The organism is Bradyrhizobium sp. CIR18 (genome assembly GCF_014198295.1).
In the GTDB taxonomy this organism is placed as follows: Bacteria; Pseudomonadota; Alphaproteobacteria; order Rhizobiales; family Xanthobacteraceae; genus Bradyrhizobium.
The window spans coordinates 850,756-869,588 of record NZ_JACIHF010000001.1; the positions used below are offsets into that span (position 1 = coordinate 850,756).

The window sequence follows — 18,833 nt, forward strand, 5'->3', positions numbered from 1 at the left end:
TGCTGCTCCCCTATGCACGACTGAAGAACAGCGCCAGAACGATTATTGTAAACTGCCTGTAAAGCGGCGGCTCTTTAATAATCGGCCGGCCCACGGGACCATTGAAATATTTGAAGAATTTGGTCGGAGCGAGAGGATTTGAACCTCCGACCCCTAGTCTCCCAGACTAGTGCGCTAACCGGGCTGCGCCACGCTCCGAACGTCGTTCCATTAGCTAGGATCGGCGCGATGCGCAAGGCGAGGACGCAGCATTTTGCCGTCCGGGCCAAAGTCCCCGGAACTGCCCGCAAGCCGGCGAAGCCCGCCCCTACCCGTCCTTCAGCGCCTGATCCAGCATCTCGCGGCAGGCGACGAGGTCGGCAAGGACGCGCCCGAGCCGTTCCCGGTCCAGCGCGCTGGGGCCGGCCGGGGCCGCAGCGGCGGTGCCGCCCTTGCGGAAGGTGGTGAGGATTTCCTCGTCGTCGACCTCGGTGAAGCGGAAGTCGATGCCTTCCTCCTCATCGCCCTGGTAGTCGTCATCGTCGGTGTCGGTGACGCCCTTGATGGGCGCCTCCTCGTCGTCGGGCTCCATCAAGCTGGCGCCGATGGCGTCCTCGATGGCGCCGAACGAGACCGCGGCGGCGCTGTCGGCAAGGCCCTGCACCGATTTGACGCCGTGCTCCTTCAGGATCCGCTGCACCCCGCGGATGGTGTAGCCCTCCCCGTAGAGGAGACGGCGGATGCCCTTGAGCAGGTCGACGTCGTCGGGGCGGTAATAGCGGCGGCCGCCGCTGCGCTTCATCGGCTTGATCTGGGAGAATCGGGTTTCCCAGAACCGCAGCACGTGCTGCGGAATGTCGAGCTCCTGCGCTACTTCGCTGATGGTTCGGAACGCATCCGGCGCCTTGTCCAAATGCCAAATCCTTTGCGAGAGGCGTTACGCCTCTTGTGGAGCCTTGCTGGCGTCACCGTTGGCGCGGTGCTGGCCGTTGATCCGCTGCTTCAGGATCGCCGACGGCTTGAACACCATGACGCGGCGCGGCGAGATCGGCACCTCGGTGCCGGTCTTCGGGTTGCGGCCGATGCGCTGACCCTTCTTGCGGACCATGAAGGACCCGAACGAGGACAGTTTCACCGTCTCGCCCTTTTCCAGGCAGTCGGTGATCTCCTTCAGCACGAGTTCCACGAAGGCGGACGATTCCGTGCGCGACAGGCCCACCTTCTGGTAGACGGCTTCGCACAGATCGACACGCGTTACGGTTTTACTTTGATCGGTCATCGCCCTGCCCCACATCACGGCGAACAATTGTTGTCTGAAATTATGAGGTTACGATACGGCGGTCAACAGCGCTCATCAATGCACACGCATCGATAATCGGCGCTGATTCCGGCAAAATTTTATCGACTGTGGCCCTACCAGCGCACGAGCGCGGAGCCCCAGGTGAAGCCGCCTCCCATGGCCTCCAGCAGGACCATGTCGCCCTTCTTGATGCGGCCGTCCTTGCGGGCCACCGACAGCGCCAGCGGAATCGAGGCGGCCGAGGTGTTGCCGTGACGGTCCACCGTCAGCACCACCTTCTCCGGCGCGATGTGGAGCTTGTGGGCGGAAGCGTCGATGATTCGCTTGTTGGCCTGGTGCGGCACGAACCAGTCGATGGTCTCGGCATTGAGCCCGGTCGCCTGGAAGGCATCGACGATGACGTCGGTGATCATGCCGACCGCGTGCTTGAAGACCTCGCGGCCCTCCATGCGCAGATGGCCGACGGTCTGGGTCGAGGACGGCCCGCCGTCGACGAACAGCTTTGCCTTGTGGCGGCCGTCGGAACGCAGATGCGTGGTGACGATGCCGCGGTCGGTCGCGGCCTTGCCCGGCTGCTCCTGCGCCTCCAGCACCACCGCGCCGGCGCCGTCGCCGAACAGCACGCAGGTGCCGCGGTCGTTCCAGTCGAGGATGCGCGAGAAGGTCTCGGCGCCGATCACCAGCGCGCGCTTGAACGCGCCGGTGCGCAGGAAATTGTCGGCGGTGGCGAGCGCGAACACGAAGCCGGAGCATACCGCCTGGAGGTCGAAGGCCGCGCCGTGGGTGATGCCGAGCCCGTGCTGCACGGCAACGGCCGTCGCCGGGAAGGTGTTGTCCGGCGTCGAGGTCGCGAGCACGATCAGGTCGATCGACTGCGCGTCCATGCCGGCATCGGTGAGCGCGGCCTGCGCCGCCTTGATCGCCAAATGCGAGGTGAACTCGCCCTCGGCCGCGATGTGGCGCTCGCGAATGCCGGTGCGCTGCACGATCCACTCGTCGGAGGTGTCGATACGCGCCGCCAATTGGGCGTTGGTCACCACCTGCTCCGGCAGATAGGAGCCGCAGCCCAGCACGACCGAACGAATTTGAGTCACGAAACAGCCTCCTGCGCGGCCTGCACGGAATTGAGTGCACCGCCCTCGCGGTTGAGCATCTGATTGATCTTGTTCAGGAGATCGTAGTGAGCCATCTCATAGCCAACATCGATCGCATAGGCAAAGCCTTCGGCGCTGGTTCCGCCGTGGCTCTTGACCACTAATCCGTTCAAACCCAGGAACACGCCGCCATTGGACTTGTTCGGGTCCATCTTGTCGCGCAGGGCCTGGAAGGCGCTGCGCGCAAAGAGATATCCGAGCTTCGACAGCCAGCTCCGCCGCATCTCGTTGCGGAGTAAGTCCGCCATCTGCCGCGCGGTTCCCTCGGCGGCCTTGAGCGCGATGTTGCCGCTGAAACCTTCGGTCACAATGACGTCGGCCAGCCCCTTGCCGATGCCGTCGCCCTCGACGAAGCCGATATAGTCGAGCTCCGGCAGGTTCCTCGCACGCAGGATCTCGCTGGCCTCGCGGATCTCCTCGTGCCCCTTGATCTCTTCGGCCCCGATATTGAGCAGCCCGACCGTGGGGCGCTTCTTGTCGAACAGCACGCTCGCCATCGCCGCGCCCATCACCGCGAGCGACACCAGATGGTGCGCGTCACCGCCGATGGTGGCGCCGAGGTCGAGCACGACGGACTCGCCGCGCCTGGTCGGCCATATCCCCGTGATCGCGGGACGGTCGATCCCGGGCAGCGTGCGCAGGTGGAAGCGCGACATCGCCATCAGCGCGCCGGTATTGCCGGCGGAGACCGCGACATCCGCCTCACCCTTCTTCACGGCGTCGATGGCAAGCCACATCGAGGAGGTCTTGCGGCCGCGCCGCAGCGCCTGGCTCGGCTTGTCCGAGCCGCTGACGGCCACGTCGGTGTGGATGATCTTCGAAGCCGCTTTGAGGGCGGGATGCTTCTCGAGCTCGGGCTCAATCCTGGCGCGGTCCCCGACCAGCAGGAACTCGGTCTCGCGATGCCTCTGAAGCGAGATGGCGGCGCCGGGAATGACCACGGCGGCGCCGGCGTCGCCCCCCATGGCGTCCAGCGCGATGCGAACCTTGCTTGGCATAAAAGTCCTGGAAACCTGGTCTGGTGCGGTCTTGGATCAGCGGGACCGCAAAATGAGTTCGCCACGGACATGGCGGCCGGCCAAGCGCCACGCCGCACCCGGGCCGGGGCGCGACAATAGCGTTTTGTACCCCCGAAACAACCTCTTGCCCCCAGCCTTTTGCATCCGGGGCGATCCGGCCGCGAACTCCTGAATCTGCAAGAAATGCACTGAAATCAGCCAGATAAAGAAGGCTTTGAAACCATCCCGGCAAATGCCTCGCGCACCGCCGCAAGACGATCCCTGGGGGAAATGCCCGGCTATTGGCCCTTCTTGTTGTCCTGCAGCGCCTTCAGGGCCGCGAATGGATGGTCCTCGGGATCGGGGGCGGTGACCTCCGGCTCGAACACGACCCCCTCCTTGCGCGGATAGGGATCGATTGCCAGGAACAGGGCGTCGGTGGCGAGCCGGCCAAGGTCGATGATGCCACCCACGATCGCCTCGGGCGGGTCGGCGACCTCAGGCGCCGCCTCCTCGTCCTGCCCCTCCGCGATCAGGTCGGCCAGACGGCGCGCCTCGGCCTCGGGGGCGAACACCAGGTCCACCTCCTCCTCGATCTCGCTTTCGATCGGATCGAGCGTGACCACGCAGGTCTGGCCGATTCGGGCCCGGACGGTGCCGGTCACCTGGACCCGGCCGCCACTCCTGGGCACCACGTCGAAGTCGGCCTGGGCGGACAGGACCTCACGGAGGCCAGCGACCTCCGCCATCGCCTGCCGCTCGACGGCCGAGGCCTCGAGTTTGCGGTGCAGGCCGGTGTCGGGGATTTGCGCGACGATGACGGGGGCCCGCCAGGGATCGGGCTCGGATCCGGTATTGGGTCGGCTCATGGCGTGTCGCCCTCGAGAAGCGCTGGAGGAAACCTGAAGGAGGCGCGCAGCAGCGCAGCCTCGTCTGCCCGGCCGAGATCGGCCTCGGTGGCCCGGGCATAGGCCGCGAGCCGCCTCGCCTGGTCCGGGCCGGTCCCATTCAAGATATTCTTGCAGATCGCCTCTGCCAGGGCCTCGCCGCCGGCCTCGATGGCCTGGTCATAGGCCTGCACGCGGCCGTAAAACGCCTCGCCGAACGCCCGCATCCGCTTCGGCACGGTCTGGTCGCCGACCCCCATCTCGCGCAGATTGTCGTCCATGTCCTCGCAGAAGCGGTCGAACAGCGCCTGCGACAGCTCCGAGGCTCCTGCGGTGGCGCCCTGGACCGTACGCAGGCGCCGCAGCAGCAGCCACAGATGCAGCAGCAACAGGTCGAAACGCCCGTTAACCGTATCGGGCACGCCCAAGTCGCGGTAAAATATGGGTTCTCGCGCCTGCGTCACGATCATGCCATAGATGGCTTCAATGGTGCCCGACGGGGTTAGCCGGGGTTTCCTGAAGTGATTGAACGGCCAAAGCATTGTGGTTTCCGCAAGCGGGCGCGCGCGAGTTGCATTCAGACGCCCAGCCCGGTACTTCAGCGCCTCGCGCGACGCAAGGGGACGGAATCAGTTCCGCTATGACGACAACGAACCAGATCAGCCTGCGCGCGGGTACGCGGCGCGGCCTTCACGCACGCTGGCGCGGCTTGCGCATGCTCGCCGCCGTCGCCCTGGTCGGCGCCGCGCTCACGGGCTGCACCGGCGAGCAATTCCAGAAGGGTTATATCCTGCCGCCCGGTGCGCTGGAGCAGATTCCGATCGGCGCGAGCCAGGACCAGGTGCTGATCGTGATGGGCACGCCCTCCACGGTGGCGACCCTCGACGGCGAAGTGTTCTACTACATCTCCCAGCGCTCGGAGCGCATGGTCGCCTTCATGAACCAGAAGGTGGTCGACCAGCGCGTCATCGCGATCTATTTCGACAAGAACCGGCGCGTGCGGCGCCTCGCGAATTACGGCCTGCAGGACGGCAAGATTTTCGACTTCATCAGCCGCACCACGCCGACGTCGGGCCAGGAGATGAGCTACCTCACGCCGCTGTTCAAGCTGCTCAGCTTTAACTGAGTCCCGGAGCGTTTTCGGGCGAAGCCGGCGACCGGCTCGCTTCAGGAAAACCTTCAAGACAAGCATCCAGAACGCCTTCCAATTCCGCCGGAAGGTATATGCCCCTCGCCTGCGGCGTCGTGCCGCCCTCCGCGCGGCACTGACCGCCGCGCGCGACTTGCCGTCGCATCTGCGGTTTCCTACGCTTCCTGCAAAGAAAGAAGCAGGGAGTGGATTCGTGCCTAAGACTTTGTCCCGACGTCGCGTGCTCACCGGTGTGGCCGGCCTTTCGGCCGCAGCGATCCTGCCGCGATCGAGCCTTGCCGACTGGAAGCCGACCGAAAACGTCCGCCTCGTGGTGCCGGCTGCGGCCGGCGGTTCGACCGACGTGTTGGGCCGGCTCCTGGCCGCGCATCTGCAAACCGCCTGGGGTCAGTCGGCCGTCGTGGAAAACCGCTCGGGCGGCGGCGGCACCATCGGCACCGCCGAGGTGGTTCGTGCCAAGCCCGATGGCCACACCATCCTGGTCGGCAATCCCGGTCCGAACGCGATCGCCTATAGCATCTTCAAGAATCTGACCTACAAGCCGGACCAGCTCCAGCCGGTCTCCAACATGATCCGGATCCCGAACATCGTGTCGGCGCATCCGAAGACCGGCATCAAGTCGGTCGCCGAGCTGATCGCCTTTCTCAAGGCCAATCCGGACAAGCTCAGCTACGCCTCCTCCGGTGTCGGCCAGAGCCCTCACCTCACCGGCGCCTGGTTCCTCCAGCTCACCGGCCTCAAGATGACGCACATCCCGTTCCGTGGCGCCGGACCCGCGCTCCAGGCGGCGCTGGCGGGCGACATCCAGATCCTGTTCGACAACCTCTATCCGAGCCTGCCGCAGGTGCAGAACGGCACGCTCAACGGCCTCTGCGTCACCACCACCGAGCGCAGCGACCTTGCGAAAGACCTGCCGACCATGCGCGAGAGCGCGCCGGAGCTGGCGAATTTCGACGTCTCGTCGTGGTTCTCGGTCTTCCTGCCGAAGGGCGTCTCGCCCGAGGTGCTGAGCGCGCTCAATCTCCAGGTCAAGGCGATGCTGGAGCGCGACGACATCAAGAAGCAGATCGCGGCCATGGGCGCCCGCGCCGACTACGGCACGCCCGAGCAGTTCGCCGCGTTCGTGGATGCCGAGACGAAGAAGTTCGCCGGCATCATCCAGAAGGAAGGGCTGCAGATGGACGTGCAGTGACGCACGGCCGCGATCTGTAGGGCGGATTAGCGAAAGCGTAATCCGCCTTCGATGCGGTTCGGGCGATGGCGGATTACGCTTCGCTAATCTAATCCGCCCTACGCACCGTCACTACAAACAAAAACCCCGCGGCTCGCGCCGCGGGGTTTTGTCTTGTCTCGTCTCCCGCCGCTCAGTGCGCCAGGATCGCCAGCAGCAGCAGGGCCACGATGTTGGTGATCTTGATCATCGGGTTCACCGCGGGACCCGCCGTGTCCTTGTAGGGATCGCCGACGGTATCGCCGGTCACCGCCGACTTGTGGGCGTCAGAGCCCTTGCCGCCGAAATGACCGTCCTCGATGTACTTCTTGGCGTTGTCCCAGGCGCCGCCGCCCGAGGTCATGGAGATCGCGACGAACAAGCCCGTCACGATGACGCCGAGCAGCATGGCACCGACGGCGGAGAACGCGGCCGACTTGCCGGCCACGCCGCCGCCCGCGATCGCGTAGATCAGGAAGTAGACGACGATCGGTGACAGCACCGGAAGCAGCGAGGGGATGATCATCTCCTTGATCGCCGCCCGGGTCAGCAGGTCGACCGCCTTGCCGTAATCCGGCTTGTCGGTGCCCTGCATGATGCCCGGCTTCTCGCGGAACTGACGCCGGACCTCCTCGACGATCGCGCCGGCGGCACGGCCCACCGCGGTCATGCCCATCGCGCCGAACAGATACGGCAGCAGGCCGCCGAACAGCAGGCCCACCACCACATACGGGTTGTTGAGCGAGAAGTCCGGATTGACGCCGGCGAAGTAGGGATGGCGCGCGGAGTCTGCAACGAAGAACTTGAGGTCCTGGTTGTAGGCCGCAAACAGCACGAGCGCACCGAGACCGGCCGAGCCGATCGCGTAGCCCTTGGTGACCGCCTTGGTGGTGTTGCCGACCGCGTCGAGCGCGTCGGTCGACTTGCGCACCTCCTTCGGCAAGCCCGCCATCTCGGCGATGCCGCCCGCGTTGTCGGTGACGGGGCCGAACGCGTCGAGCGCGACGACCATGCCGGCCAGCGCCAGCATGGTGGCAGTCGCGATCGCGATGCCGAACAGGCCGGCGAGGCTATAGGTGACCAGGATGCCGGCGATGATCACGATCGCGGGGAGCGCGGTCGCTTCCATCGAGACGGCAAGGCCCTGGATCACGTTGGTGCCGTGGCCGGTCACCGAGGCCTGGGCGATCGACTTCACCGGCCGATAGTCGGTGCCGGTGTAGTATTCGGTGATCCAGATGATCAGCGCGGTGACGACGAGGCCGACCACGCCGCATTGGAACAGCGCCATGCCGGTATAGTCGACGCCATCGAGCTTGCCGAAGCCGATCAGGTAGTAGATCACCAGCGCGATGCCGATCAGCGACAGGACGCCGGTTGCGATCAGGCCCTTGTAGAGCGCACCCATGATCGACTGGCTCGGCCCGAGCTTGACGAAGAAGGTGCCGATGATCGAGGTGATGATGCAGATGCCGCCGATCGCGAGCGGCAGCGTCATCATGTTGGCGAGGATCGGCGTCTTGGCGAAGAAGATCGCGGCGAGCACCATGGTGGCGACCGCGGTCACCGCATAGGTCTCGAACAAATCGGCAGCCATGCCGGCGCAATCGCCGACATTGTCGCCGACGTTGTCGGCGATGGTGGCCGGGTTGCGCGGATCGTCCTCGGGAATGCCGGCCTCGACCTTGCCGACGAGGTCGCCGCCGACGTCCGCACCCTTGGTGAAGATGCCGCCGCCGAGACGGGCGAAGATCGAGATCAGCGAGGCGCCGAAGCCGAGCGCCACCATGGCGTCGATGACGGTACGGCTGTCAGGCGCAAGCTTCAGCGAATGCACCAGGAAGCCGAAATAGAGCGTCACGCCGAGCAATGCCAGACCCGCGACCAGCAAGCCGGTGATCGCGCCGGCCTTGAAGGCCAGTTCGAGGCCGCCGGCGAGCGAGGTGGTCGCGGCTTGCGCGGTGCGCACGTTGGCGCGGACCGAGACATTCATGCCGATGAAGCCGGCCGCCCCCGACAGGACGGCGCCGATCAGAAAGCCGATGGCGACGTAGATTCCGAGGAAATAGACAAGCAAGAGGAAGATGACCACGCCGACGATGCCGATCGTCGTGTACTGGCGCCGCAGATACGCCTGTGCACCCTCAGCGACCGCTCCCGCGATCTCCTGCATGCGCGGCGACCCCGCATCCGCGCTTAACACCGAAGACGTCGCCCAAATCGCGTAGACGACGGAAAGCACTCCGCAGAGCACTATCAACCATAATGCTGTCATGTGATTTTTGCCTCAGATCCTTGATGTACCCCCGGCGCCTTTTGTTGTCCGTCGAGCGGTGCGGCGCCTTGATTTCGAACAAAGCCGCCCCTTGCCCAAAAGGGGCGGCCTTAGTCGGTAGCAAGCTTGCCAAAATCAAATTGAGGGTGCAACGCCGGATAAGGCCGAAAACGCCGATCTCGGCAGGTATTTAGGCCAAGTGCAGCGAACTAAGATGCCGGTTTGGAGCAATTCCTAGAAGTGGCTGTAGGACAGCCGCTTCAAAACCAATTCCTGGCCCTGCCCGTCCAGGAAACGCGGCCCCTGCTTGCCCGCGACGATCGTGCCGATCGCGGTGACGGCAAGGCCGGCCGCCCGCCCCGCGGCCATCAGCGCATCGCCCTGCGCCGGCGGGACGGTGCACAGCACCTCGTAGTCGTCGCCCCCCGCAAGCAGCGTCTCGACGCAAACCACGTTGCGGGCAACCAGGCTTGCTGCCGCGGCCGAAAGCGGCACGCTCGTCACGTCGACCGTGGCCGAGACCCCGGACGCCGCACAGAGTTTGGTCAGATCGCCGGCGAGCCCGTCGGAGACGTCCATCGCTGCGGTCGCATGATCGCGCACGGCCCGTGCCAACGGGTTGCGCGGCTGCGGCACGCGATAGCGTGAGATCAGGGCTTCCCTTGCAGCGGGATCGGTCGTGAGCGCAGCCGCGGCAGCACCGCCCGTGAGCACGTCGAGGCCGAGCGCAGCGTCGCCGATCGTGCCGCTCACCAGGATGCGATCGCCTGGCCTCGCGCCGGTCCGGCCGACCATCCGCCCCTGCGGCACGCGGCCAAAGGCCGTGATCGAGATCATCTGCGGGCCCGGCGTCGAGACCGTGTCGCCGCCGAGCAGCGGACAAGCGAATTCCTTTGCATCCTCGCCCAGCGCGTCCGCAAAGGGCCGGAGCCAGGCATCCTCCTGGCTCCGCAGCGCCAGTGTCAGCACGAATCCCGCCGGCGTCGCGCCCTTGGCGGCGAGATCGGACAGGTTCACCCGCAGCGCCTTGCGCGCGATGGTGTCAGGGGGATCGGTGGCAAGATAGTGCACGCCTTCGACGACGGCGTCAGTGGTGACGACGATGTCGTCGCCGGACGACGACAGCACCGCCGCGTCATCTACCAGACCGAACGCACCGGGATCGGTCGCCAGCGGCTTGAAATAGCGCGCGATGAGGGAGTCTTCGGGGGAGGGATTGTTTGCCATCAGCGTCAGCCACACCCACCGCTGTCATCGCCCGGCTCGACCGGGCGATCCAGTATTCCAGAGACGATCGTGTGACATCGACAGGCCGCGGCGCACTGGATCACCCGCCTTCGCGGGTGATGACAGCGGAGTATGGGGCAGCCGTCTCGCATGAATTAACCGCCCTCGCCGTAAATTACCCCCGCCCGAACTCGTCGCCGCGAAACTGGCGGCCGATCTGGTCGAGCACGGCGTTGACCATGCCGGTCTCCTCGCGGTCGACGAAGGCGTTGGCGACGTCGACATATTCGGAGACGACGACGCGGCCCGGCACGTCCTTGCGGTGCTCCAGCTCATAGGCCCCTGCCCGCAGCACCGCGCGCAGGATCGCCTCGATCCGCTTCAAGGGCCAGCCCTTCGACAGCGCCTCGTCGATCAGGGGATCGAGCTTCTTCTGGTCGCGCACGACGCCCGAGACGACGTCGCGGAAGAACGCCGCTTCGGCCGGCAGGTAGGTGTCGCCCTCGACCTCGTTGCCGAGCCAATGGCTCTCGAACTCGGCAAAGATGTCGTTGATGCCGGCGCCGGCGATATCCATCTGGTACAGCGCCTGCACGGCCGCGAGCCGCGCCGCGCCGCGCCGGTTTGCCTTCTTCTCGTTAAGCCCTGCCGGCTTCTTGGTGGGATCAGCCATGGCTCAGGCCCGCGCCATGCGGCGTTTGATGCGCAGCATCGCAAGCGCCGCACGCGCGGCATCGCCGCCCTTGTTGAGCTCGCTGGCGCGCGCCCGCGCCCAGGCCTGCGCCTCATTATTGACGGTGAGGATGCCGTTGCCGAGCGGCAGCTTTCGCGCCACGGCAAGATCCATCAGCGCGCGCGAGGATTCCTGCGACACGATCTCGAAGTGAATGGTGTCGCCGCGGATCACGCAGCCAAGCGCGATCACAGCGTCATAGGGCTTGCCGTTCGCCGCCGCCGCGTCGATGGCGATCGCCACCGCGGCCGGAATCTCCAGCGCGCCGGGAACCGTGATGACGTCGTGGGTCAGGCCCGCCGCCTTCAGCTCGGCGATCGCGCCGTCCAGAAGCGCGTCCTGGAGATCGTCATAGAACCGCGCCTCGACAATCAGCGCGCGCGCGCCGGAAATGTCAGTCTGGTCCTTCAGGGGTGCGCGCCGCGCGTCTGCCATCGTCTCAATCCGTTTACTGGGGTCGGCGCGTTATGTAGTCGCCGCAGGCACGTAAGCCAAGTTTTAAAGACACTGTCATTCCGGGGCGATGCGAAGCATCAAACCCGGAATCTCGAGATTCCGGGCCTGGTCCTGCGGACCATCCCGGAATGACGGCTCTGCCGTCACTTCATTTCCGTCAACCGCGCCGCATAGCGGGCCATCAAGTCGACCTCGATATTGACCTCGTCCCCCGCCTTCCAGCCACCGATCGTCGTGACCGAGAGCGTGTGCGGGATGATCAGCACCGAAAAAGTCACGTCCTTGACCGTATTGACCGTGAGCGAGACGCCGTCGAGCGTGATCGAGCCCTTGGTCGCGATGAACCGCGCCAGCTCCCGCGTGGTCGAGAGCTCGAACCGCGCCATGTCGGGCAGATCCTCGCGGCTGACGAGGGTCGCGATACCGTCGGCGTGGCCGGCGACGATATGCCCGCCGAGCTCGTCACCGATCTTGAGCGCGCGCTCGAGGTTGAGCCTGGTGCCGACCTTCCAGTGCTTGGCCGTCGTGAGTGCCAGCGTCTCCGCCGCAGCATCGACGTCATACCAGGTCCTTTGCTGGGAGTCCTTGCCGCCTGCGACGCCGGACGCAACCACAGTCAGGCACACGCCGTTGCTGGCGATCGAGGCACCGTCGGCGATGGTGGTCTGATCGTAGCGGCAGGCGATGCGCAGCCGGTGCAGCTGGCCCTGTGCCACGGGCGTGAAGCTGACGATCTCGCCGATATCGGTGACAATGCCGGTGAACATTACGCGCGCTCGTAGATGGTGAGAGTATCCTTGTCGAATGTTTCGCTAGCATGAACCTTGTAGGCCTGCGACTGCGTGATTTTCGACAGGGGCAATGCATCGAGCGCATCGACGCCGCCACTGCCCACCGCTTCCGCGCCGCGGAACAGCCAGATCTCGTCGACGAGGTCGGCGGCGACGAACGAGGACGCCACCCGGCTGCCGCCCTCGACCATCAGGCGGGTGATGCCCTTCCCGGCCAGCGCCTGCAGCACGGCCGGCAAATCGAGCCCGGAGGCGCTTGCCGGCGGGACGCGGATCACTTGCGCGCCGGTCGCGCCGAGACGTGTTGCTGCTGCGGCTTCCGCAAGGTCGCAGCCCATCACCCAGAGCGGCGTCTCGCGCGCGGAGGCCACAAGCTTGCTCGCCCCGGGAATACGCAGGCTCTGGTCGAGCACCACGCGCACCGGCGAGCGCGCCGCCATGCCCGGCAGCCGGCAGGTGAGAAGCGGATCGTCCGCCAGCACCGTGCCGATGCCGACCAGGATGGCATCACTCTGCGCGCGCAGGAGATGCACGCGATTGCGCGCCCCCTCCCCCGTGATCGCGACCGGCTTGCCGCCGGCGGCGCCGATCTTGCCGTCGGGCGAGACCGCGAGCTTCAGGATCACATGCGGGCGCTTGTCCCGGATGCGGCGGAAATGCCCGGCATGGTCGAAGGCGGCTTCCGCCGCGCACAGGCCCACGTCCACATTGATCCCGGCCGCGCGCAGCCGCGCGTGCCCCTGCCCCGCGACCTCAGGATTGGGATCCTCGATCGCCGCCACCACCCGCTTGATGCCGGCAGCGATCACCGCGTCGGCGCAAGGCGGCGACTTGCCGAAATGCGAGCAAGGCTCGAGCGTGACGTAGAGCGTGGCGCCGCGTGCGGCTTCACCGGCGCGCCGCAGGGCTTCGGGCTCGCCATGCGGCCGTCCGCCCGGCTGGGTCCAGCCGCGGCCGACGATGACACCGTCCTTGACGATGACGGCGCCGACGGCCGGGTTGGGCCAAGTGCGTCCCTGCCCGCGCCGGCCCAGCGCCAGCGCCAGCTGCATGAAACGAAGGTCGGCGTCCTTGGCCTCGCGGGCTTTCTGCGCGAACTGATCTTCCAGGATGCGGAAGATCATTTGCGGATCGCGGCGAGCCGCGCTTCCTCCTCACCGGAGAGCTCGCCGAGCACGTCGGCGAAATCCTTGGCCTCGCGGAAATTGCGGTAGACCGACGCGAAGCGCACATAGGCGACGTCGTCGAGCGTGCGCAGATGCTCCATCACGGTCTCGCCGATCACCTCGGAGGAGATCTCGGCCTCGCCTCCGGTCTCGAGCTCGCGCACGATGGTGGAGACCATCTTCTCCACCCGCTCCGGCTCGACCTGCCGCTTGCGCAAAGAGATCTGCACCGAGCGCATCAGCTTGTCACGGTCGAACGGCACGCGGCGGCCGTTGCGCTTGATCACCGTGAGCTCGCGCAATTGCACGCGCTCGAAGGTGGTGAAGCGGAAATTGCAGGCGACGCACACGCGCCGCCTGCGGATCACGGAAGAGTCCTCGGTCGGACGCGAGTCCTTTACCTGCGTATCGAGACTGTTGCAGTTCGGACAGCGCATCCGCGTGACCCAGCCTTACTGATAGATCGGGAACCGATCGGTGAGCGCCTTGACGCGTTCCTTGATCGCGGCTTCCACCAGCGGCGCCTTGCCGTCGTCCGACTGCGCGATCGCGTTGAGGACCTCGGCGATCATGCCGCCGACCTGCTGGAATTCCGCGACGCCGAAGCCACGGGTGGTCGCCGCCGGCGTGCCCAGACGAATACCGGAGGTCACAAACGGCGACTCGGGGTCGAATGGAATGCCGTTCTTGTTGCAGGTGATGGCGGCGCGGACCAGCGCCTTCTCCGAGGCGTTGCCCTTCAGGCCCTTCGGCCTGAGATCGACCAGCATCAGATGGTTGTCGGTGCCGCCGGAGACGATGTCGAAGCCATGGCTCTTCATCGCCTCGGCCAGCGCCTTGGCGTTCTCGACGACGTTCTTGGCGTAGACCTTGAAGTCCGGACGCAGCGCCTCGCCGAAGGCGACCGCCTTGGCCGCGATCACGTGCATCAGGGGGCCGCCCTGCAGCCCCGGGAAGATCGCCGAGTTGAACTTCTTGGTCAGCGTCTCGTCATTCCACAACATCAGGCCGCCGCGCGGACCGCGCAGCGATTTGTGCGTCGTCGTCGTGGTGATGTGGGCGTGCGGCACCGGCGAGGCATGCACGCCGCCGGCGACGAGGCCCGCGAAGTGCGCCATGTCGACCAGGAGGTACGCGCCGACGCTGTCCGCGATCTCGCGGAAGCGCTTGAAGTCCCAGGCGCGCGAATAGGCCGAGCCGCCGGCGACGATCAGCTTCGGCTTGACCTGTTCGGCCTGCTTGGCAACCGCATCCATGTCGATGATCTGGTCCTCGCGGCGCACGGTGTAGTGCGCGGCCTTGAACCACTTGCCGCTCATGTTGACGGGCGAGCCGTGGGTGAGATGGCCGCCCGCCGCGAGGTCAAGACCCATAAAGGTGTCGCCGGGCTGCAGCAGCGCCAGGAACACCGCCTGGTTCATCTGGCTGCCGGAGTTCGGCTGCACGTTGGCGAATTTGGCGCCGAACAGCTTCTTGGCGCGGTCGATCGCGAGGTTCTCGGCGACATCGACCCACTCACAACCGCCATAGTAGCGCGCGCCCGGATAGCCTTCCGCGTATTTGTTGGTCATCACCGAACCCTGCGCTTCCAGCACGGCCCGGCTGACGATGTTCTCGGAGGCGATCAGCTCGACCTCGTGGCGCTGCCGGCCGAGCTCGCCCTTGATGGCGGCGGCGATTTCCGGGTCGGCCTGCTCGAGCGGAGCGGTGAAAAACGAATCGGGCGCGGAGGCGGTTTTGGGTGCGGTCATCTTGCGAATATCTCCACCGCCGCAGCCTTTTGGCGGGCTACGGGCGGTCTGGTGTGGCGATCGGAAGCGGCGAGCGCGATCTACCACATCGCCCGCAACAGGCCAAGCATTTGCGGGTCGGGCCTGATATTTATGCAAGATATGGTGGAGGGTGGCGGTTTTCGGCACTTGGGCCGGCTCTGGGGAGCCGCCCGTCCACCCCCTCCCGAATGGGGCCGCTTTGGGTCCTAACTCCTCATCCGTGGAGCCGCCGGCTGCCTGTCACAGCCCGGTATACCCCGCCTTCACCGGGTCCACGCTGCCGTCGAGCTGGCGCAGATAGGTCAGGCCGCAGACCGTCAATCGGTGGGTGTCCTTCTCGCCGGCCTCCATCAGGATGTTGAGATAGTTCGTGACCTTCTCCCTCGCCTCCTCGCTGGCCGCGGCGGTGCGGTTGGCGAGCAGGTCATAGGTCTGCATGATGCGGTCGATGGCGGCTTCCATGGCACCCTCTGGTTCGTGCGATAGTTCTGGGTTCGTCGGTATTTTGGGACTGTTGATCAGGCAACCGCGCGGGCCTCGGCCTGCGCCTGGAACCGGGCGATCGCCGTGTTGGCGAGCCGGATTTTGTTGAACTCCCCGTTCTGGAGCAGCTTGACGATGATCCCGAGCAGACGTTCGTCGGTGACGAGCGTATCGGGGATCGCGCCGGAACGGCGAAGGTAGTTCGCGGCGATGGCGTAGGCCTCGCTCACGAGTTCCACGTTCATCGCCTGCAGCCCGCGCTCGACCAGCATCGACCTTTCTCCGATCCGAAGGAGATAAGCGCCAGGCCCGGAACTGGTTCCTCGGGTCGCAAAATTTTCTTCGCAGGTGCAAAATGCAAAACGCACCGGTCCGGGGCAACTCCGGGCCGGCGCGCTGGGGAAGTTAGGCACGTTCGGGCGGCTTGCCGGTCTTGTTGCGGGCCGGCTTGGCCTTATCCCTTGGAAACTCAGAGCCGATACAGGATCTGGTCGGTCCAGAACCGCTCGAGGCGGTGCAGTGACTTGTTGAGGGTCGAGAATTCCTCGCCCGAGATGCCGCCGACCTGCTCCACCGTCTTGACGTGCTTCTGGTAGAGCGCATCGACGATGCGGCGGACTTCCTGGCCCTGCGGGGTCAGGCGAATGCGCACCGAGCGGCGATCAACGCGCGAGCGCTGATGGTCGAGGAAGCCGAGCTCGACGAGCTTCTTCAGATTGTAGGAGACGTTGGAGCCGAGATAGTAACCGCGCGTGCGCAGCTCGCCCGCGGTCAGCTCCTTGTCGCCGATGTTGTAGAGCAGGAGAGCCTGCACCGAGTTGATGTCCGCGCGGCCGCGGCGATCGAATTCGTCCTTGATCACGTCGAGGAGCCGGCGATGCAGCCGCTCCACCAGCGTCAAAGCTTCCAGATAGAGCGACTGCACCGAACCCTGCTGGCCGGAGACGCGCTCTGCGGTATCTGCCGCAGTTGCGACGGCTTTCATCATGACACTTCCCCTGTTGTCGTTTTTATCGACACTTATTCGACGAAACTTGTGTCCCGTCTGATAGGTGCAACTTAAGGGGCTCGTTTGAAGATCGGCTTAAATAAGAGAATAAAGAGATCATGAATTTAAGACAGTGAATTGCGGATTAAGCCTGTGCCACAAGCACTTTTCGAAAGCCTCTGTTGACCTTCGCAAGGTCCTGTTCACCCTCCGTCCGCTGCAACTGTCGCATTCCAGAACAGCCCCGCTCCGTTTCGAAACGGGCGCGTAACGGCTGTGGCGGAACCGGCTGGTCAACGAAAACTTACCGCAAATTTTAGGCAACCAACGGTCAACCAATCCGGCACAACTCCGCGCCTCCGCTCTCGTGTCCCGGACAAGCGCAGCGAAGCGGAGCGCAGAGCCGGGACCCAGAAAGCCACAAACGAGATCGCGGAGAGATGGGCCCCGGCTCTGCAACGCATCACGCCACAAGCGCGGCGCGCTGCGTTGCGTCCGGGGCACGAGAGTGCGCGTTGTCCGCGCGCTACGGCGGCCGTTCGCGCGCGGCCATCCAGGCGAGCGCGAGATAGGCGGCGAGCATGAAAACTTCGACGCCGACGACGATCAGGCTGCCGCCGTAGATGCCCGGGAACATCAGCTCGATCACCGCCATCGACACCACGGTGGTGAGCCACACCACGGCGCCCCACGGCGTTGCCAGCCACAGGCCGACAGCGGCGACGAGTTCGATCACCGCGAAATAGACGGTCGCGGCCTGCCAGGCCATCGACTGGTTCTCGAACGCCTCGTCCTCGCCGCCGACGAAGCCCGTCACCTGCGCCCAGTGATAGAGGCCCTTCAGGATCGAGAGCAGCGCCATCACCCGCAGGAACAGCACGAGGCGGCGCGTCCAGACATTGTCGTCGGACTCCGAGCGCTCCGACGAGATCGCAGCCACCGACATCGCGCTGTCTCTGGCGCTGTCTCTGACGGCGTCCCTGGGGCTGCCGTCACGGGCCGCATCGCGGGTGGAAATCTCGGACATGGCCCCCTTCTGGCTGCTTCGGCCCGCAAAATCAATCGGCGCCCAAGCTCGACTGCCAAGGTCAGCTCAATTCTGCCTTGCGGCAGGTCAAGCTGCGGTGGCGGGAACCATGCGAGCTGGTATAAGAATAATTCCAGCCGGAGGAAGAGTGATGGCGATCAAATACGGACGTCCGATCGAATTGCGCGAGGTTTCGCGCCGCGAGGGAGCGGCGGTGCCCCATGCCCTCGATCTGACCGTCCGCCCGCGCCGCAACCGCAAGGCCGAATGGGCCCGGCGGATGGTGCGCGAGAACGTCCTCACCACCGACGATCTGATCTGGCCCCTGTTCCTGATCGACGGCACCAACAAGCGCGAGCAGGTCGCCTCGATGCCCGGCGTCGAGCGCCTCAGCGTCGACCAGGCCGTGCGCGAGGCCGAGCGCGCCATGAAGCTCACCATCCCCTGCCTTGCGCTGTTTCCCTACACCGAGCCCTCCTTGCGCGACGAGGAAGGCTCTGAAGCCACCAATCCGAACAATCTGGTCTGCCAGGCAGTGCGCGCGATCAAGAAGGAGTTTCCGGAGATCGGCGTCCTCTGCGACGTCGCGCTCGACCCCTTCACCAGCCACGGCCATGACGGCCTGACCTCGGACGGCAGGATCTTGAACGACGAGACGGTCGCCGTGCTGGTGCGCCAGGCGCTGGTGCAGGCCGAAGCCGGCTGCGACATCATCGCGCCCTCCGACATGATGGACGGCCGCGTCGCCGCGATCCGCGAAGGCCTGGACCGCACCGGCCTGCTCGACGTGCAGATCATGGCTTACGCCGCGAAATACGCCTCAGCCTTCTACGGCCCGTTCCGCGACGCCATCGGTTCGGCCAAGACGCTGACCGGCGACAAGCGCACCTATCAGATGGACAGCGCCAACACCGACGAAGCGCTGCGCGAGGTCGAGCTCGACATCGCCGAAGGCGCCGACATGGTGATGGTGAAGCCCGGAATGCCCTATCTCGATGTCGTCCGCCGCGTGAAGGACACGTTTGCGATGCCGACCTTCGCCTACCAGGTCTCGGGCGAATACGCGATGATCGCAGCCGCCGCGAACAACGGCTGGCTCGACGGCGAGCGCGCCATGATGGAAAGCCTGCTCGCCTTCAAGCGCGCCGGCGCCGATGGCGTGCTGAGCTATTTTGCGCCGAAGGCAGCGGAGAAGCTGCGCGCGCAGGGGTAAGGTGCGGTAGGGTGGGCAAAGCGA

21 protein-coding genes and 1 tRNA gene are annotated in these 18,833 nt (G+C 65.6%); 3 read left to right on the forward strand and 19 right to left on the reverse strand.

Annotated features, from left to right (window positions below; genetic code table 11):
- Positions 1 to 120: 120 nt before the first annotated feature.
- The 7 genes from GGD65_RS04130 to GGD65_RS04160 all read right to left on the reverse strand — a co-directional run bounded on the left by GGD65_RS04130 (position 121) and on the right by GGD65_RS04160 (position 4,860).
- Positions 121 to 198 (reverse strand) — tRNA-Pro (locus GGD65_RS04130).
- Positions 199 to 307: 109 nt separating this feature from the next.
- Entirely contained in the window at positions 308 to 892 is a 585-nt protein-coding gene (locus GGD65_RS04135) for a MerR family transcriptional regulator (RefSeq protein ID WP_183234464.1), read from the reverse strand.
- Between the two features lie 24 nt (positions 893 to 916).
- Positions 917 to 1,258 (reverse strand): integration host factor subunit alpha, encoded by a 342-nt coding sequence (locus GGD65_RS04140; protein WP_026202294.1) that lies wholly within the window; start codon positions 1,256 to 1,258, stop codon positions 917 to 919.
- A 134-nt stretch (positions 1,259 to 1,392) separates the two neighbouring features.
- Positions 1,393 to 2,373, reverse strand: coding sequence for a beta-ketoacyl-ACP synthase III (locus GGD65_RS04145; RefSeq protein WP_018320056.1), 981 nt, complete (start codon positions 2,371 to 2,373; stop codon positions 1,393 to 1,395).
- Positions 2,370 to 3,431 carry a phosphate acyltransferase PlsX gene (gene plsX, locus GGD65_RS04150; protein WP_018320055.1) on the reverse strand — a complete coding sequence of 354 codons (1,062 nt, stop codon included), beginning with the start codon at positions 3,429 to 3,431 and terminating at the stop codon, positions 2,370 to 2,372. The genes GGD65_RS04145 and plsX overlap by 4 nt, the downstream gene beginning before the upstream one ends.
- A 299-nt stretch (positions 3,432 to 3,730) precedes the next feature.
- Positions 3,731 to 4,300: a DUF177 domain-containing protein gene (locus GGD65_RS04155; RefSeq protein ID WP_018320054.1), complete on the reverse strand. Its 570-nt coding sequence runs from the start codon at positions 4,298 to 4,300 to the stop codon at positions 3,731 to 3,733.
- Positions 4,297 to 4,860, reverse strand: a complete 564-nt coding sequence (locus tag GGD65_RS04160; protein ID WP_092257474.1) for a ubiquinol-cytochrome C chaperone family protein — start codon at positions 4,858 to 4,860, stop codon at positions 4,297 to 4,299. The genes GGD65_RS04155 and GGD65_RS04160 overlap by 4 nt, the downstream gene beginning before the upstream one ends.
- A gap of 98 nt (positions 4,861 to 4,958) precedes the next feature.
- Between GGD65_RS04160 and GGD65_RS04165 the strand changes: the two genes are divergently transcribed.
- Both GGD65_RS04165 and GGD65_RS04170 read left to right on the forward strand, forming a co-directional pair.
- Positions 4,959 to 5,444 (forward strand): outer membrane protein assembly factor BamE, encoded by a 486-nt coding sequence (locus GGD65_RS04165; protein ID WP_177237153.1) that lies wholly within the window; start codon positions 4,959 to 4,961, stop codon positions 5,442 to 5,444.
- A 217-nt stretch (positions 5,445 to 5,661) separates the two neighbouring features.
- Positions 5,662 to 6,660, forward strand: coding sequence for a tripartite tricarboxylate transporter substrate binding protein (locus GGD65_RS04170; RefSeq protein ID WP_183234465.1), 999 nt, complete (start codon positions 5,662 to 5,664; stop codon positions 6,658 to 6,660).
- Between the two features lie 172 nt (positions 6,661 to 6,832).
- On the opposite strand, the gene GGD65_RS04175 is transcribed toward GGD65_RS04170, so the two are convergent.
- The 12 genes from GGD65_RS04175 to GGD65_RS04230 all read right to left on the reverse strand — a co-directional run bounded on the left by GGD65_RS04175 (position 6,833) and on the right by GGD65_RS04230 (position 17,596).
- Entirely contained in the window at positions 6,833 to 8,953 is a 2,121-nt protein-coding gene (locus GGD65_RS04175; RefSeq protein WP_018320050.1) for a sodium-translocating pyrophosphatase, read from the reverse strand.
- Between the two features lie 234 nt (positions 8,954 to 9,187).
- On the reverse strand, positions 9,188 to 10,180 hold the full coding sequence (gene thiL / locus GGD65_RS04180; RefSeq protein WP_183234466.1) for a thiamine-phosphate kinase: 993 nt from the start codon (positions 10,178 to 10,180) through the stop codon (positions 9,188 to 9,190).
- Positions 10,181 to 10,355: 175 nt separating this feature from the next.
- Positions 10,356 to 10,853, reverse strand: a complete 498-nt coding sequence (gene nusB, locus GGD65_RS04185) for a transcription antitermination factor NusB (protein ID WP_018320048.1) — start codon at positions 10,851 to 10,853, stop codon at positions 10,356 to 10,358.
- Between the two features lie 3 nt (positions 10,854 to 10,856).
- Positions 10,857 to 11,348 (reverse strand): 6,7-dimethyl-8-ribityllumazine synthase, encoded by a 492-nt coding sequence (gene ribH, locus GGD65_RS04190; protein WP_092257480.1) that lies wholly within the window; start codon positions 11,346 to 11,348, stop codon positions 10,857 to 10,859.
- A 164-nt stretch (positions 11,349 to 11,512) separates the two neighbouring features.
- A complete protein-coding gene (locus GGD65_RS04195) occupies positions 11,513 to 12,136 on the reverse strand; it encodes a riboflavin synthase (protein WP_183234467.1) in 624 nt (207 codons plus the stop codon).
- Entirely contained in the window at positions 12,136 to 13,284 is a 1,149-nt protein-coding gene (gene ribD, locus GGD65_RS04200; RefSeq protein ID WP_183234468.1) for a bifunctional diaminohydroxyphosphoribosylaminopyrimidine deaminase/5-amino-6-(5-phosphoribosylamino)uracil reductase RibD, read from the reverse strand. The genes GGD65_RS04195 and ribD overlap by 1 nt, the downstream gene beginning before the upstream one ends.
- Entirely contained in the window at positions 13,281 to 13,763 is a 483-nt protein-coding gene (nrdR, locus tag GGD65_RS04205; RefSeq protein WP_011087793.1) for a transcriptional regulator NrdR, read from the reverse strand. Before nrdR ends, ribD begins: the two co-directional genes overlap by 4 nt.
- Positions 13,764 to 13,778: 15 nt before the next feature.
- Positions 13,779 to 15,077 carry a serine hydroxymethyltransferase gene (gene glyA, locus GGD65_RS04210; protein ID WP_018320044.1) on the reverse strand — a complete coding sequence of 433 codons (1,299 nt, stop codon included), beginning with the start codon at positions 15,075 to 15,077 and terminating at the stop codon, positions 13,779 to 13,781.
- Between the two features lie 261 nt (positions 15,078 to 15,338).
- Positions 15,339 to 15,560: a hypothetical protein gene (locus GGD65_RS04215; RefSeq protein ID WP_018320042.1), complete on the reverse strand. Its 222-nt coding sequence runs from the start codon at positions 15,558 to 15,560 to the stop codon at positions 15,339 to 15,341.
- 56 nt (positions 15,561 to 15,616) lie between these two features.
- On the reverse strand, positions 15,617 to 15,853 hold the full coding sequence (locus tag GGD65_RS04220; protein ID WP_183234469.1) for a hypothetical protein: 237 nt from the start codon (positions 15,851 to 15,853) through the stop codon (positions 15,617 to 15,619).
- Positions 15,854 to 16,050: 197 nt separating this feature from the next.
- Positions 16,051 to 16,569: a transcriptional regulator LdtR gene (gene ldtR, locus GGD65_RS04225; RefSeq protein ID WP_018320040.1), complete on the reverse strand. Its 519-nt coding sequence runs from the start codon at positions 16,567 to 16,569 to the stop codon at positions 16,051 to 16,053.
- Positions 16,570 to 17,095: 526 nt separating this feature from the next.
- Complete coding sequence (locus tag GGD65_RS04230) at positions 17,096 to 17,596, reverse strand: DUF6163 family protein (RefSeq protein ID WP_183234470.1); 501 nt, start codon at positions 17,594 to 17,596, stop codon at positions 17,096 to 17,098.
- Positions 17,597 to 17,747: 151 nt separating this feature from the next.
- Here GGD65_RS04230 and hemB point away from each other — a divergent pair, with 151 nt between their 5' ends.
- Positions 17,748 to 18,809, forward strand: coding sequence for a porphobilinogen synthase (gene hemB / locus GGD65_RS04235; RefSeq protein ID WP_183234471.1), 1,062 nt, complete (start codon positions 17,748 to 17,750; stop codon positions 18,807 to 18,809).
- Positions 18,810 to 18,833 lie beyond the last annotated feature (24 nt).

Coding starts and splice junctions, on each gene's coding strand:
- ribD (WP_183234468.1), bottom strand. CDS start 13,284: ATGATCTTCCGCATCCTGGAAGATCAGTTCGCGCAGAAAGCCCGCGAG.
- nrdR (WP_011087793.1), bottom strand. CDS start 13,763: ATGCGCTGTCCGAACTGCAACAGTCTCGATACGCAGGTAAAGGACTCG.
- GGD65_RS04165 (WP_177237153.1), top strand. CDS start 4,959: ATGACGACAACGAACCAGATCAGCCTGCGCGCGGGTACGCGGCGCGGC.
- GGD65_RS04220 (WP_183234469.1), bottom strand. CDS start 15,853: ATGCTGGTCGAGCGCGGGCTGCAGGCGATGAACGTGGAACTCGTGAGC.
- GGD65_RS04230 (WP_183234470.1), bottom strand. CDS start 17,596: ATGTCCGAGATTTCCACCCGCGATGCGGCCCGTGACGGCAGCCCCAGG.
- nusB (WP_018320048.1), bottom strand. CDS start 10,853: ATGGCTGATCCCACCAAGAAGCCGGCAGGGCTTAACGAGAAGAAGGCA.
- GGD65_RS04160 (WP_092257474.1), bottom strand. CDS start 4,860: ATGCTTTGGCCGTTCAATCACTTCAGGAAACCCCGGCTAACCCCGTCG.
- glyA (WP_018320044.1), bottom strand. CDS start 15,077: ATGACCGCACCCAAAACCGCCTCCGCGCCCGATTCGTTTTTCACCGCT.
- plsX (WP_018320055.1), bottom strand. CDS start 3,431: ATGCCAAGCAAGGTTCGCATCGCGCTGGACGCCATGGGGGGCGACGCC.
- ribH (WP_092257480.1), bottom strand. CDS start 11,348: ATGGCAGACGCGCGGCGCGCACCCCTGAAGGACCAGACTGACATTTCC.
- GGD65_RS04215 (WP_018320042.1), bottom strand. CDS start 15,560: ATGGAAGCCGCCATCGACCGCATCATGCAGACCTATGACCTGCTCGCC.
- ldtR (WP_018320040.1), bottom strand. CDS start 16,569: ATGATGAAAGCCGTCGCAACTGCGGCAGATACCGCAGAGCGCGTCTCC.
- GGD65_RS04175 (WP_018320050.1), bottom strand. CDS start 8,953: ATGACAGCATTATGGTTGATAGTGCTCTGCGGAGTGCTTTCCGTCGTC.
- GGD65_RS04195 (WP_183234467.1), bottom strand. CDS start 12,136: ATGTTCACCGGCATTGTCACCGATATCGGCGAGATCGTCAGCTTCACG.
- hemB (WP_183234471.1), top strand. CDS start 17,748: ATGGCGATCAAATACGGACGTCCGATCGAATTGCGCGAGGTTTCGCGC.
- GGD65_RS04155 (WP_018320054.1), bottom strand. CDS start 4,300: ATGAGCCGACCCAATACCGGATCCGAGCCCGATCCCTGGCGGGCCCCC.
- thiL (WP_183234466.1), bottom strand. CDS start 10,180: ATGGCAAACAATCCCTCCCCCGAAGACTCCCTCATCGCGCGCTATTTC.
- GGD65_RS04140 (WP_026202294.1), bottom strand. CDS start 1,258: ATGACCGATCAAAGTAAAACCGTAACGCGTGTCGATCTGTGCGAAGCC.